General features: G+C 51.4%; 13 protein-coding genes. All 13 read right to left on the bottom strand.

The genetic code is table 11. The annotated features are described in order from the left end of the window. Positions 1-44 precede the first annotated feature (44 nt). Complete coding sequence (locus NDK47_RS15040; protein WP_251870575.1) at positions 45-983, bottom strand: tetratricopeptide repeat protein; 939 nt, start codon at positions 981-983, stop codon at positions 45-47. Between the two features lie 115 nt (positions 984-1098). Beyond that, on the bottom strand, positions 1099-1746 hold the full coding sequence (locus NDK47_RS15045; protein ID WP_251870576.1) for a zf-HC2 domain-containing protein: 648 nt from the start codon (positions 1744-1746) through the stop codon (positions 1099-1101). After that, positions 1743-2333 carry an RNA polymerase sigma factor gene (locus NDK47_RS15050; protein WP_251870577.1) on the bottom strand — a complete coding sequence of 197 codons (591 nt, stop codon included), beginning with the start codon at positions 2331-2333 and terminating at the stop codon, positions 1743-1745. The genes NDK47_RS15045 and NDK47_RS15050 overlap by 4 nt, the downstream gene beginning before the upstream one ends. A 145-nt stretch (positions 2334-2478) precedes the next feature. Next, the gene (locus tag NDK47_RS15055; RefSeq protein WP_251870578.1) at positions 2479-3600 is read right to left on the bottom strand and encodes an amidohydrolase family protein; all 1122 of its coding nucleotides are present in this window, start codon (positions 3598-3600) and stop codon (positions 2479-2481) included. Between the two features lie 347 nt (positions 3601-3947). Beyond that, the gene (aroA, locus tag NDK47_RS15060) at positions 3948-5234 is read right to left on the bottom strand and encodes a 3-phosphoshikimate 1-carboxyvinyltransferase (RefSeq protein WP_251870579.1); all 1287 of its coding nucleotides are present in this window, start codon (positions 5232-5234) and stop codon (positions 3948-3950) included. Between the two features lie 108 nt (positions 5235-5342). After that, the gene (locus NDK47_RS15065; RefSeq protein WP_251870580.1) at positions 5343-6443 is read right to left on the bottom strand and encodes a prephenate dehydrogenase; all 1101 of its coding nucleotides are present in this window, start codon (positions 6441-6443) and stop codon (positions 5343-5345) included. Between the two features lie 69 nt (positions 6444-6512). Beyond that, positions 6513-7607 (bottom strand): histidinol-phosphate transaminase, encoded by a 1095-nt coding sequence (hisC, locus tag NDK47_RS15070; RefSeq protein WP_251870581.1) that lies wholly within the window; start codon positions 7605-7607, stop codon positions 6513-6515. A 27-nt stretch (positions 7608-7634) separates the two neighbouring features. Further along, positions 7635-8453 (bottom strand): tryptophan synthase subunit alpha, encoded by an 819-nt coding sequence (gene trpA / locus NDK47_RS15075; RefSeq protein WP_251870582.1) that lies wholly within the window; start codon positions 8451-8453, stop codon positions 7635-7637. Then, positions 8450-9682 (bottom strand): tryptophan synthase subunit beta, encoded by a 1233-nt coding sequence (gene trpB, locus NDK47_RS15080; protein WP_251870583.1) that lies wholly within the window; start codon positions 9680-9682, stop codon positions 8450-8452. Before trpB ends, trpA begins: the two co-directional genes overlap by 4 nt. Beyond that, positions 9645-10331, bottom strand: coding sequence for a phosphoribosylanthranilate isomerase (locus tag NDK47_RS15085; protein WP_251870584.1), 687 nt, complete (start codon positions 10329-10331; stop codon positions 9645-9647). Before NDK47_RS15085 ends, trpB begins: the two co-directional genes overlap by 38 nt. Then, positions 10328-11137, bottom strand: coding sequence for an indole-3-glycerol phosphate synthase TrpC (gene trpC / locus NDK47_RS15090; RefSeq protein ID WP_251870585.1), 810 nt, complete (start codon positions 11135-11137; stop codon positions 10328-10330). The genes NDK47_RS15085 and trpC overlap by 4 nt, the downstream gene beginning before the upstream one ends. Then, on the bottom strand, positions 11127-12152 hold the full coding sequence (trpD, locus tag NDK47_RS15095; RefSeq protein ID WP_251870586.1) for an anthranilate phosphoribosyltransferase: 1026 nt from the start codon (positions 12150-12152) through the stop codon (positions 11127-11129). The genes trpC and trpD overlap by 11 nt, the downstream gene beginning before the upstream one ends. Then, entirely contained in the window at positions 12146-13666 is a 1521-nt protein-coding gene (gene trpE, locus NDK47_RS15100; protein ID WP_251870587.1) for an anthranilate synthase component I, read from the bottom strand. The genes trpD and trpE overlap by 7 nt, the downstream gene beginning before the upstream one ends. Between the last annotated feature and the right edge of the window lie 282 nt (positions 13667-13948).

Genomic DNA, 13948 nt, shown 5'->3' on the forward strand with positions numbered 1-13948 from the left:
AAAATAAACAGGAAGCCACGATTGTGACTTCCCATCCCCTGACTCTATTCTTCTTCGGTATTCCAGTCATCCAGCAATTTTTGATACGTTTTTACATCGTCATAGCGCCCCGCCTGTGTCAACAGCGCAACCAGTCTGCGGATCTGGTCCAGATCAAAACCGGACAGCTCGACGTATTGCTCAAGCGCTTCTATTGCTTTCTCTGTCTTTCCTTGTGACAAATAGATATCGGCTGACAAAGGATATCCCGCCACGTACTCTTCATCCAAAGCCAATAAGCTGCCTACAAATGATTGAGCCTCTTCGAGCTTGCCCGTATGGAATGCCATCATGGCGCAGCCGTAGAAAATTTCAGCACTCTGCTGCTGCTCCAGCGCGTGTTGAAACAGGTGATACGCCTGTTCAAACTCCCCATTTTGAGCCAATACCCGCGCTTTGGATAAAATCAGATCGACACTTTGCTCGCCTGCTTCATCGAGAGCTTGCATCGCTTCGTCATCTTTTCCGATCTGAAAATACATGTTGCCCAGCGCTGTCAGAATTTCCTTGTTTTTGGGGTCCTTTTTCCGCGCTTGTTCCAAGTACTTGATGGCGACCTCATCAAGCCCCTGCATCGCATAGAGATCCGTTAACAATAAATCCAGGCGGAGATTTTCCTCGCCTGTTTCCACCAACTCGTACAAGATGGTCTGGGCTGTGTCAAAATCGTTTCCGTCGAGAGCAATTTCAGCCAAAAGCAGTTGACACTCCTGTCTCAGGGAAGGCTCCAGATCAGAGTTGCGTCGCAAAATATCTTGCAATAATTGCTCGGCTTCGTTCAAATGGCCAAAACGATACCACACCTCTGCCAGGTACAGCATGACTTCGGGAAGCTCCCTTCCGTGCTCCTGCACCTTTTTTAAGGCCTGCAAGCCCAGCTCTAGTTCATCGTTTTCGATCCGTTTGATTGCCTCATCAATTACGTACAGCCATTGTTTGGTCATATCGTTCACCTCATATGTATCTTCGCCTTGCCATTGTCCTCATTTACGAAGAGCCGCAAAAGACCGTCCGTAGACGGTCTTCCTGATCCCATTCTTTCCTATTCAGGATAATACATTATGCCCGAGTAAACCAGCTCATGGTCAAAACCGTGACCAAAATGCCAAATAGACTCAGAACCATTCCGTAGTTGGGTTCATCGTGATCTTGTTCTCCCGCTTTACCCTCCATCGGAATAATCGATGCCGTTGCAGAGGCAAGCGGTTGCCCTTCTGACACAAGGGGCTGAGGCTCTACGATATAGGTGCCGTCTTCAGACTGGGTCGACGATGTCACCACTTGGGCATGTTTGCCCATGGCCAATACCTCGTTTCCAATCAAGAGCGAATTGGCTTGTTCGGCGTTTGTAGAGTTAACATACAGGGTAAACGTGCAAAGCATCATTAAAATAACAGCAGCGCTGGCCCCGATTCTGCGCATTCTTGCGGTGACCGCAAAGACTTTTCGCCCAATCGGAATCGCCCACTTCTCCTCAGAAAGGATGCGTGCCATCACCGCGTCGACGATCGACCTGGTCGGTGTGATGGAATGATACTGTTCTTTGTCCGTTTCCATCCAGTTGCTGCTATCCTGCCACAGTGAGTAATCGGAACGGCAGCTGGAACAGCTTGCCAAATGGTGATCCATTCGCCGCCTGGTGATATCAGGCAACAAACCGTCCGCATAATCCGGCATTCTATCTTGTACTTCTTCACATTTCATCATCGATTCATCCCTTCAGCTTCATCCAAATGAGGTTCGAGGATGTAGACTTCCAGCTGAGACTTGATGCTCTGCCGCGCTCGAAACAAGAGAGATTTCACCGAACTGACCGTCAGATCAAGAATGGTGGCGATCTCATTGTAGTCCATTTGTTCATACTCCCGTAAAATCAGGGCTGAGCGCTGTTTTTCAGGCAAATTGTTAATCGCCTGACGAACAAGATGCTCTCGCTCATTGCGCAGCAGGACTTGCTCAGGCAAACGCTCATACGAAGCCAGAGGAACCTGCAGGGTATCTTCGAGATACACGTCAGAATTTCGGCTTTTGCGCAGCTCGCTGAGAACCGAATTTCTGGCAATGGTGTAGAGCCAGGTAGAGAAGGTCGCTTCTACATCACGAAATGAATGAATGCTCTTGTACGCCTTGTAAAAGGTCTCCTGGCAAATGTCCTCCGCAACGTGCTCCAGATTAGCCTGACGCAGCAAATGGGTGACAAATGCGAGGATTTTCCGCTCATAGCGACGTATCAACTCCGCATAGCATTCAAGATTTCCCTCTTTGATTTCGCGGATTAACTGGGAATCGGTCATTTCCAGGATTACCTCCTTGCGATTCCGATCCCTCCGCAGTCTTTGTAAGTTTAGACTGCCGGGGATGTAAAAAGTTGCGGGAACGATGAAAACATTTCCTTGTAAAGAAACAAAATCTTTTACGCAAAAACCCCCAAGAGTGGGGTTAGATCACAAATCTGTAGGGTTTGATGTCCCGAAGCCAACGTCCCATCCCTATCGTAGATGCAAATGTATCGTCTTGTAAAATCCACTTTCCGTTCGACATAACAGAAGTTGGAAGAAGAAATTCGCTAAATTTGAGAATAGTGGAAAGATCAAATTTTGTCAACCACTGTTCTTTTTTGATGAATACGAGGTCTGCATCGGCACCAGGTGTGATGCTTCCCTTCTGGGGATAAAGCCCAAGTGCTTTTGCCATATTTGTCGAACAGAGTTTTACAAGGGCGCGCAGCACTTCCTCTTCCCGGCCACGCAAACGTCGCGCATCCACCTGCACCCGGTCAAGCGCTGCCATAACAGATAGACCTCTGAGCGGCGTATGGATCATAGAACGAAGCGCCAAATCACAAGAGAGTCCATCTAATTGATACAGATGATAAAAGCTCTGTGTTTCTTCCGCGGCGAGTTCACTCTCGGTCTTTACCCAAGTGCGAATCTGCCAGTAACGGCAGCGATCCAGCCATAAACCTGATATTCGTTGCTTTTCTTCTTTTGAAAAACCGGCATTCGCCGGCACGTGTAAAATCAACAGCACCCTATAAGACGTTAGAAACGGCGAAATCGTTTCCCAATCTATTCTTGTAAAGTCTTCCAGCTTGCGAATCACTACACGGATGATGCGATAGCCCTCGGCGCACAGCTGCAGGGTGATCCGTTTATTCATCATCGATGCCGGGACTTCCGCCACGAATGTATAGTCAATCAAGCTGTTATAATGAATGACTGTTTGATATCGTCGTTGGGCAGCATTTTTCCAGGGATCGATCGGCTGGATTTCTGACATGCTGGTATACCCAAAACGGACCAGCTTACGAACCGTCTCTAAATAGTCGGGAAGCTTTCTTTGTGGCGAAGGGCTTTTGCCAGGCAAAGTCAGAAAACCGGGCACGATGTACATCCCGCTTGCATCCCATTCTTTGCCTTCACTTTTACAGATCCTGCTTGCTCCCAAACGATCTTTCGCTATCCGTCTGATAACCCCGTCTTGCACCCAAATATCACGTTCAAACACGCCACTGGCTGTCACAATCGTACCATTTCGGATAACGATTTCTTCCGTCGTCATAGCCCGTCCCTCCTCCATCCATAGATGGACCCTCTTCCAGTACGAGCATATGCGCGAGCGCGGAAAAAATGTACACGCAGCTTGTAGACACGTTTTTACACGAGGATTATGAACAGGCGAGGATATATGACAGAAGGGGAAAAATGAATAAAAAAAACCGCCGTTGATGTAAGCGCATTCAAACGGCGGCAGCACACTCGTGCTGTTTTATATTGGATAGGAGTGGAGAGAAACCATACTGTACTTTTATTATATCTGAATGTAAGCGCTTGTCAAACATTTTTTATCCAGAAATAATTATAGTGGAAAGCATGAAAAAACCCGCATTTTCAGCGGGCTTGTCTCGCTTATTTGACTGTACTGATGCGTTTTAATACCTCTGGGAAACCCGGAAAAGAAACGAGAATTGCCTCATCGTTCTCTACGATAGTCTCCCCTTTTGCCGCCAGTCCCGCAATCGCCATCGCCATCCCGATCCGATGATCACCCAGGCTGTCAATCACTGCGCCTGTCAGCGGCGTTGGCCCTTCAATAATCATGCCGTCATCTGTAGGGGTTATCTTCGCGCCCAGCTTGGTCAGCTCACTGACTACTGTGGCGATCCGGTCTGTTTCTTTTACTTTCAGCTCCTCCGCATCGCGGATCACCGTACGCCCTTTGGCTTGGGTTGCCATGACAGCGATAACCGGAATTTCATCAATTAACCGTGGAATGATTTCGCCGCCGATTTCTACGCCGTTTAGTTCTGAATACGTAACTTTCAGATCAGCGATTGGCTCTTCATTTACGATTCGCTCATTCAGGAGTTCGATTTGTCCCCCCATCTGCTTGACAACATCAAGTATGCCTGTGCGGCTTGGATTGATCCCTACGTTTTCGATCAGGAGAGAACTTCCTGGAACCATCATCACAGCCGCAATCATGTAAGCAGCCGAAGAAATATCGCCAGGGACCTGAATCGCTCTTCCTTTCAGCGATTGACCCCCTTCGACAGATACAGTGAGGCCATCACGCACCAGCTTCACGCCAAAAGCTGCCAGCATTCGCTCCGTATGATCGCGAGAAAGATGCGGCTCCGATACACTGGTCACACCTGAAGCCTGCAAACCGGCAAGCAAAATCGCCGATTTAATTTGAGCACTGGCAACCGGGGACTGGTAGGAGATGCCTTTCAGTCCGCCCCCGCGAATAGAAAGCGGTGTATACTCCCCATCTTTTCTTCCATCAATTTTAGCGCCCATCTCGCGAAGCGGGCCGATCACCCTGCGCATCGGTCTTTTTGCGATGGATTCATCCCCTTCCATCACACTGTGAAAGGGCTGGGTTGCCAAAATTCCCGACATCAACCGAATGGTCGTGCCGGAATTACCGACATCGAGATGCTGCATAGGTTCCTGCAACCCGTACCAACCTTTGCCGTGAACCGTTACGTGTTCCCCTTCTTGGGAAATTTCGATGCCCATGCGGCGGAAACAACTGATCGTGCTTAAACAGTCCGCTCCTGTCAAAAATCCTTCGATAGTCGTCGTCCCTTCTGCCAACGCACCAAACATGACGGCGCGATGTGAAATGGACTTATCCCCCGGAACCCGGACCACTCCGTTTATCTGAATAGCTTGTTGAACGCGAAGCACGGTTTCACTCCCCTTTTCTTCACCTGTATTTATGATTTGTTCCTTTCTCTTTATCATATGGTCGCACAGCAAAGCGTCTATGTCCAAAAGCGCGATCGTATGGATAAACTACTCTCTTCGGTATACCTTGTACCCAAAGTAATGAAGAAGTTCTTCGCCCTTTTCCAGGTCATTTTGACTGCGAAACGTGATACGAAGCACCCCCAGCGTATCTTCACGCGTCTCCCGAATCTGGATATCGGTAATGTTGATTTCCTTGGCCCCGATGAGTGTCGTGATGCGTCCAATTTCACCAGGATGGTCGGGAATATCCAGGTATAAATCATACAGGGGCGGTAGTGCACCTTTTTTCCGTTCCGGCAGCCCTTCCCGGAAGTCCCGTGCAGTCTGGAAAAATTCTTCGATTCGATCTGCATCCCGCTCTTCGATCAATTCGACGACGTTGTTTAACGCCGCAGACCAGTCCTCCGCGATCTTGAGCAGATGATCGCGGTTATTCAGTAGCACGTCTCGCCACATTCTCGGATTGCTCGATGCAATACGCGTAATGTCGCGGAAGCCCCCTGCTGCTAAACGATGGTGCCAGGCGTTGCCGTCATCGTAACTGGCGACAAGATTGACCAAAGCCGATGCCAGAATATGCGGGAAATGGCTGACGGAACCAACTACCTGGTCATGTTCATCCGGATTCATGCGGACAACATGAGCCCGCGTCAAAGAAAGCAGGCTGGCGAGTCTTTCCACTTGATCTTCTTCGGTCTCTTCCGTTGGTGTCAAAACGTAATACGCATTTTCAAACAGACGATCCGATGCTGCTTCGACACCTGATTTATGTGATCCAGCCATCGGATGTCCTCCGATGAAGGTTACCTCCCGCGGCATTCTCTCCTGCGCATACCGAACGATCCCTGATTTCGTGCTTCCGACATCCGTGATGATCACGCCGGGTTGCAGCGACAAGGTCGTCAACCGATCCAATGTTTTGTAGATTTGTTCCACTGGCGCGGATACGATGATGACGTTCGCTTCTCTCACTGCCGTTTGCAGATCGGTCGTTCCCGCATGCAGGACCCCGAGCGTCAGGGCTTTGTCAAGGCAATCCTGACGGACGTCAAAACCGACGATGCGTACCTGGGGGTTCTGCCGAAGTGCCAGCGCGATGGAACCGCCGATCAAGCCTACTCCGATTATTGCGATGGTGGTTTTCATCTCCACAGTCTATCCTCTCTGTATCTGACTAGACAAAAATGCCGGTTTTGAGAACCGGCATCTTCTCCATTATTTTCTAGCTGCAACCAGAATATTGCCCAATGCCTGCAATACTTTTTCATTCTGCTCTTTTGTCCCTACGGTGATTCGCTGATAGCCGGGAAAGCCGAGCGCTTTGCCTGAGCGAACGATGATTCCCTGCTGCAAAAGCTTGGTGAATACTTCGTCGGAATCCAGGTTGAGATTGACCAGAATAAAGTTGGTTTGCGAAGGATAATACGACAGCCCCCACTCGTCAAAGCGATCTGTCAACTGCTTCAAGCCTTCGCGATTGTGTTTGGAGCACTTCTGCACAAATTCCTGATCCTGCAAGGCCGCACGAGCAGCCGCCTGACCAAGTGAACCCGTATTAAACGGCTCACGGACGTGATCCAGATGGTTGATCACTTCTTCTGTAGCAATCCCATACCCGACACGCATGGTAGCCAGACCGTAAATTTTGGAAAAAGTGCGCAAAATGATCAGGTTTGGATACTGGCCCAGCATCGGAATCGTCTGCGGATAGTCCTCATCCACCACGTATTCGTAATAGGCCTCGTCCATAACCACCAGCACATCTTTTGGCACCTTTTGCAAAAACGCTTCCAGCTCAGCCGCTTTCACGATCGTTCCAGAAGGGTTATTCGGATTGCATACCCAGACGACACGGGTCTGTTCATTGATCGCTGTCGCCATGGCTTCCAGATCATGGACACCGTTTTTCAGCGGAACCTCGATCAGTTCGGCTCCTTCTACCATTGCATTGGAACGGTATTGTGAAAAAGACGGCGTCGCCATCACCGTATTGGTGCCCGCTTCGAGATAAGCCCGGGAGATCATCAGGATAATTTCGTCAGATCCATTTCCAAAAATGAGCTGCTCCGGTTTCACTCCGTGAAAATCTGCCAAGTCCCAACGAAGCTGTAGACTGGCACCATCGGGATACAGGGCGAGCGAGTCCAACTGAGCCTGAATCGCTTCTTTCGCCTTGGGCGAACAGCCAAGCGGGTTTTCGTTGGACGCCAGCTTGATGACTTCTGTCAAGCCGAACTCTCGCTTCACATCTTCGATCGGCTTACCCGGTTGATACACCGGTGCGCTGAGAATACGCTGCTTCGGTTGCATCCACGTTTCACTCCAGACTTTTTCCCCTTATTGTAGCGCACTCGTCAGCTGTTGTACAAAGGTTTTTATTCTTTTGACACCCTCGCCAACCTGCGCCGGGTCAGCCAAGAGTTCACCCTGCCGTTCGATTTCCTGCACGATCGCACTTCCGACAATAATTCCGTCTGTATGCGGCGCTATGGCTTTCACCTGCTCGGGAGTCGAAATGCCAAAGCCGACTGCCGTAGGCGCTTTCGTAGAACTGCGCACTCGTTGCAAAAACTCTGCAAGATCTTCTCGCAGGCTTGCTCTCGTGCCCGTTACCCCCAAGGAAGAGACGCAGTAAAGGAAGCCTGTTGCCTGCTGTCCAATCATCCGAATGCGGGAATCCGACGTTGGGGCGACTAGTGATATGACATGTACGCCGTTATCAGATGCAGCCTTTACTGCAGCAGCATTCTCTTCGATCGGCAGGTCAGGAATGACGATGCCGTCCGCTCCTTTTGCTGCCAAATCAGCGAACAGGCGCTCTACCCCGTATTGCAAAACCGGGTTGTAATAGGTAAAGAGTACAAGCGGAGCTTCGAGACCGGATTGGCGCAGCCTCTCTACCAGATTGAGGGCATCTTTGATCGTGACGCCGTTGGCAAGCGCACGGTCTGAAGCTCTTTGGATCGTCGGACCATCAGCCAGGGGATCGGAATACGGCACACCCAGCTCCAGCAAATCGGCACCGGCCTCAACCAGTCCATGGGCCAAATGAAAGGTCGCCTCCAGCGTCGGATCGCCCACAGTCAAAAACGGGATAAACCGCTTTCGACTCCGGTCTGCAAACAAGCGATCAATGCGATTTTCACGCTGACTCATTGTACATCCCCTCCTGCTGCTCGTTCTTCCATCGCTCTCTGGATCGTTTCCACGTCTTTGTCTCCCCTGCCCGAAAGGCAGATCACCAGGATCTGATCCTTTTTCATTTGCGGTGCGCGCTTGATTGCCTCAGCGATCGCGTGCGCACTCTCCAGCGCCGGAATGATTCCCTCCGTGCGGCACAGCAGCGCGACGGCATCCAACGCTTCTTGATCGGTCACTGACGTATACTGTACACGCCCCTCATCTTTCAGATAGGCATGCTCCGGCCCTACCCCCGGATAGTCCAAGCCAGCTGAGATCGAGTGGGCTTCCTGCACCTGGCCATACTCATCCTGCAATAAATAGGTCATGGCCCCGTGAATCACACCGGGACGCCCCTGACTCAAGGTAACGGCATGCTTGCCCGTCGAAATCCCATGACCAGCCGCTTCTACACCGCGCAGTGCTACGGATTCGTCTTGAATAAACGGGTAGAACATCCCGATGGCATTGCTTCCTCCGCCAACACAGGCAATCACTTCATCCGGCAGTTGTCCCAACATCTCCAGGATTTGTGCTCGAGTTTCCTCGCCAATGATTTTTTGGAACTGGCGAACCATGTACGGGTACGGATGGGGACCGACGACGGAACCGATCACGTAAAAGGTTTCGTCTACATGGGAGACCCAGTACCTGATAGCCTCGTTCGTGGCATCTTTCAGTGTACGAGAGCCTGATTCAGCAGGGATCACCTCAGCTCCCAGCATCTTCATGCGAAAGACATTAAGTGCTTGGCGCTTGATATCTTCGGTTCCCATGAACACTTTGCAGGACAGCCCCAGCTTTGCCGCTACGGTTGCACTGGCAACCCCGTGCTGGCCTGCTCCCGTCTCCGCGATGATCGAGTTTTTTCCCATGCGTTTGGCCAAAAGTCCCTGCCCCAAAGCGTTATTCAGCTTGTGAGCGCCCGTATGGTTCAAATCCTCGCGCTTGAGATAGATTTGCGCCCCGCCAAGATGCGAAGTCAATTTGTCTGCAAACGTAAGAGGAGTCGGCCTCCCTGCATATTCCCGCAACAAATCGCCAAGCTCCTGACGAAATCCCGGGTCTTCCTGTGCCTCTGCAAACGCAGTCTCCAGCTCAGCCAGCGCATTCATCAGCGTTTCCGGCACGTATTTTCCCCCAAAAGCGCCAAATCGTCCGTATTGGTCAGGCACCTGCTGTTTTATTGTGTTTGTTGCCGTCATGCTCCCTCACCCTTTCCACAAATTCTCTGATTTTTGCTGCATCCTTAACGCCCTCTGTCTCTACTCCGCTCGAAACATCGATGACAGCAGGACTATAGTTTTCGATCAACTCTCTGACGTTTCCACTGTGGATACCGCCTGCGATTATGCACGGAAGCGGTGCAGTCGCTTGGATCAGCTGCGGAATTTGCTCCCACGAAAAGCGTTTTCCGGTTCCACCTGCCTGTGCGGGGTCATATGTGTCAAACAGCAGCCCCTGTGTCACTTCGCGATATGTTGCGATATCTGTGCACTCGTCCGTCGAGTGATCGTCCAGACCAGATTTACCGACAGCCAGAGCTTTCCACACTGGCAACGAAAAGCGCTCCTGCACCTCTTGGCAAAACGCGGGACTTTCCTGTCCGTGAAGCTGGATGACGGAAAGAGGAGCAAGTTCGAGGACTGCTTCCAGCTCTGGCAGGGTGGGATTCACAAATACCCCTACGGCTGGCGGATGTTCTGGCACTTCACCCAGCAGAACTCCTGCCGTCTCAGCCGATATTTGGCGTTTGCTCGGTGCAAAGACGAAGCCGACGTAATCCACGTCCAGCGCAGCCAGCAGCCGCAAAGTCTCCGCATGTTTCACCCCGCAAATTTTGATGCGTGTCATGGTTTCACCTGCTCCGCCCGAACTTCTTTTGTCCCTACGAGGTCAAGAACAGCCTGGGTGACATTTTCCTGGCGCATAAAGTGCTCGCCGACCAGAATCGCTCTTGCGCCGTATTGCTTCACTTCCTGCACATCCTGCACACGGCTGATTCCGCTCTCGCTGATCACAGGGATCTGTGCTGGAACGAGGGAGGAAAGCTCTCGTGTAACAGCCAGATCCGTAGCAAAGGTTCGCAGGTTTCGGTTGTTGATCCCGAGCAGCGATGGCGTTGTCACTGAAAATACCTTTTCCAGCTCCGAACGATCATGCACTTCGATCAAGGTGTCCATCCCCAGATCGGCTGCCGCCTGCGACAGTTCTTTTAACTGGTGACCGTCGAGAATAGCGGCAATGAGCAAAATGCAATCTGCCCCGATCGCCCGGGCTTCCACCACCTGATATTCGTCAATGATAAAATCCTTGCGCAACAAGGGTTGAGAAACGATTTGGCTAATTTCCTGCAAATACGCCTTGCTCCCCTGAAAGAAAGGAGTGTCGGTCAGCACAGACATGCATTCGACTTGGGCAGCGGCATAGCTTTTCGCAATGGCGACCGGATCAAAATTTGGGCGAATTACTCCCTTGGATGGGGAAGCTTTTTTCACTTCTGCAATTACGCTCACCGGACGCGGACTTCCCAGCAGGGCTTCACCAAACGGTTTGGCAGGACGCATGGCCTCTGCCTCCCGCAACAATGCGGGGATACTCGTGCTGCTGCGAAGCTGTGCGACCTCTTCCTGTTTTCGTTCCACAATTTTATGAAGCATGGGTCAAACCTCCTGCCACTTTCCGGAATTGCTCCAATTTTTCCAGTACAATTCCATCATCAATCAATTCAGCCGCTTTCATAACCCCCTGCTGAATGCTGCTTACCCGATCCGCCAGATAGAGAATCGCACCCGCATTGAGCAAAACGATGTCGCGCGCTGCTCCCCGCTCGCCGTGGTAAACACCTTTGATGATCTCTGCATTTTCGACCGCATCTCCCCCGCGCAAATCATCCAGGGAGTGGCGGCGCAGCCCGAATTGCTCCGGTGCGATCTCATAGTTCACGATATTGCCTTCACGCAGCTCCGAAATATAGCTCGGCCCTGTGACGGTCAACTCATCCAATCCATCGGAACCTGCCACAACGACGGCCCGCTCAATTCCAAGTTCACGCAGTACTTCAGCTACAGTCTGAAGCAGGCTGGCATCGTAAATGCCGAGAAGCTGGCGCGTAGCCCCTGCTGGGTTGGTCAACGGTCCCAGCAGGTTAAAAACCGTCCGCACGGCCAGTTCCTTGCGCGGACCGGCTGCATGCTTCATCGCCTGATGGTAGAGCGGCGCAAACAGGAAGCAGAGATTGGTTGTTTTCAGACAATCGGCCGCATCCTCTGGTGACAGGGTGATCGGAACGCCGAGCGCTTCGAGGACATCAGCACTTCCGCTCTTGCTGGAAACAGCGCGGTTTCCGTGCTTGGCAATCGGTACACCATCACTCGCGGCGACGATAGCGGATGCTGTCGAGATGTTGAACGTATGGCTTCCGTCACCGCCTGTTCCGCAAGTATCCACCATTCCTGGAACGTTTAAAGGGAAGCTGACGGCACGCTCTCTCATGGCTTTGGCAAAGCCGATGATTTCCTCCACTTTTTCCCCTTTCATCCGCATGCCGGCCAAAAACGCGCCAATCTGTGCGGCCGTAGCCCTGCCATCCATGATCTCGCCCATGGCGGACTGTGCGTGGTTCCTGTCCAGATCACTGCCCGTAATGATTTTCTCCAATGCCGTTTTTAGCATAGTTGCTCCTCCTTCCGCGCAAAGAGCTGCTCTGCTTTTTCCAAAGCTGCCAGCATCGCGGCTGCCTTGTTCACTGATTCCTGGTATTCAGCCGCGGGGTCCGAATCCGCGACGATACCCGCTCCGGCCTGCACATACGCATACCCTCCCTGAAAGAGGAGTGTGCGAATCGTAATGCACGTATCCATGGTTCCGTCGAAGCTCAGATATCCGATAGCCCCTGCATACAGATGACGGGCGTCTTGTTCCAGCTCGGCGATAATCTCCATCGCCCTGATCTTGGGTGCGCCAGACACAGTGCCAGCAGGGAAGGCTGACAACAGGGCGTCAAAGGGATGGGCGTCCTTCCGCAGCTGGCCTGTGACGTGCGAAACCATATGCATGACATGGGAGTAATTTTCAATGACCAGCGCTTCCTCTACTTTTACGCTGCCATACTCCGATACCCGGCCCACGTCATTTCGTCCGAGATCGACCAGCATGTAATGTTCTGCCCGCTCCTTGGGATCGCTTAGCAGATCATCAGCCAGAGCTGCGTCCTCCTCTGCCGTATTTCCCCGCTTCCGGGTACCAGCGATTGGCCGCATTTCCACTTTGCCATTTTCCACCCGGACCAATAGCTCTGGAGAAGTACCCACTACCGTTTCCTGTTCGTATTGCAGTACGTACATATAGGGAGAGGGGTTCAGTGTACGAAGCACTCGGTATACAGAGAATGGATCAAGCTCCGTTGCCGTCCGGAAGCGCTGGGACAAAACGACCTGAAAGATATCGCCTGCTGCGATATACGATTTTGCTTGTTCCACCATCTGTTCATAAGCTTCACGGCTCATATTGCTCTCTACAGCCAGTTTTGTAGCTGGATGCTGACCCAGGGCAAGCCGGTTGTTTGTTTCCTGTTCGCCAACCGTCGTCACTTGTTCGGCCAGTTGCTCCAGTCGTTCGCTTGCCTTCGTATATTTTTGCGCAATCATCTCATCACTGTCGTCGTCGTTTGCCTGAATATTGACGATTAGCTGGATTTCTTGCTTCAGATGATCAAATGCAATGATTTCATCTGTAAAGAGAAAGCGCATGTCCGGCAGCTTGAGTTGATCGTTTTGATGCTTTGGCAACTGCTCAAAGTAATGAAGCGTGTTGTAGCCGAAAAAACCGACGGCACCGCCACTCAAGCGAGGGAAATGGCTCAGTTTGGGGCTTTTATACCGATCCAGCTCTTCCCGCAAATAAGTGACGGGATTCCCTTTCAGGACGAACTGATCGCCATTTCTTCTTTTGACGGTAATCATGTCTCCTGATGCCTCTACCGTCTGAAACGGATTAAGGCCGATAAAGGAGTAGCGGGCCCAGCGTGAGCCGCCTTCTACGCTTTCCAACAAAAAAGACTGCGGAGTACGGATTTTTTGATACAAACGAATGGGGGTCTCCTGGTCAGCCAGCAACGTGAGCCTGACCGGAATCAGCGAATACGATTTTGCGAGTGTCTGCACTTCAGACAAGGATGGGGTAAACATGGACTCTTTCACCTCTTTTTTGGAGGTTGTCAAAAGAGTCAGGGGGATCGAAAGCCCTCGCCCTCAGGAACACGAAGAACAATAAACATCCCCTTCGCTTTCCACGGTAAAAACAGGCGGTACTCTATATTCCTGTTTTCATGGCGATGCACAAGGTTGTGCAAATGACGGATCTGTCCGGGGGCGGGACAGATTCCCGTCACGGCTCTGGTTCCTCTTCCTCTGTTGACACCTGCGTGTTAGAGGAAAAGATAGGGGGAGAAAAAGAAAAAATCCAGGAAG

It is taken from the genome of Brevibacillus ruminantium (genome assembly GCF_023746555.1).
In the GTDB taxonomy this organism is placed as follows: domain Bacteria; phylum Bacillota; class Bacilli; order Brevibacillales; family Brevibacillaceae; genus Brevibacillus; species Brevibacillus ruminantium.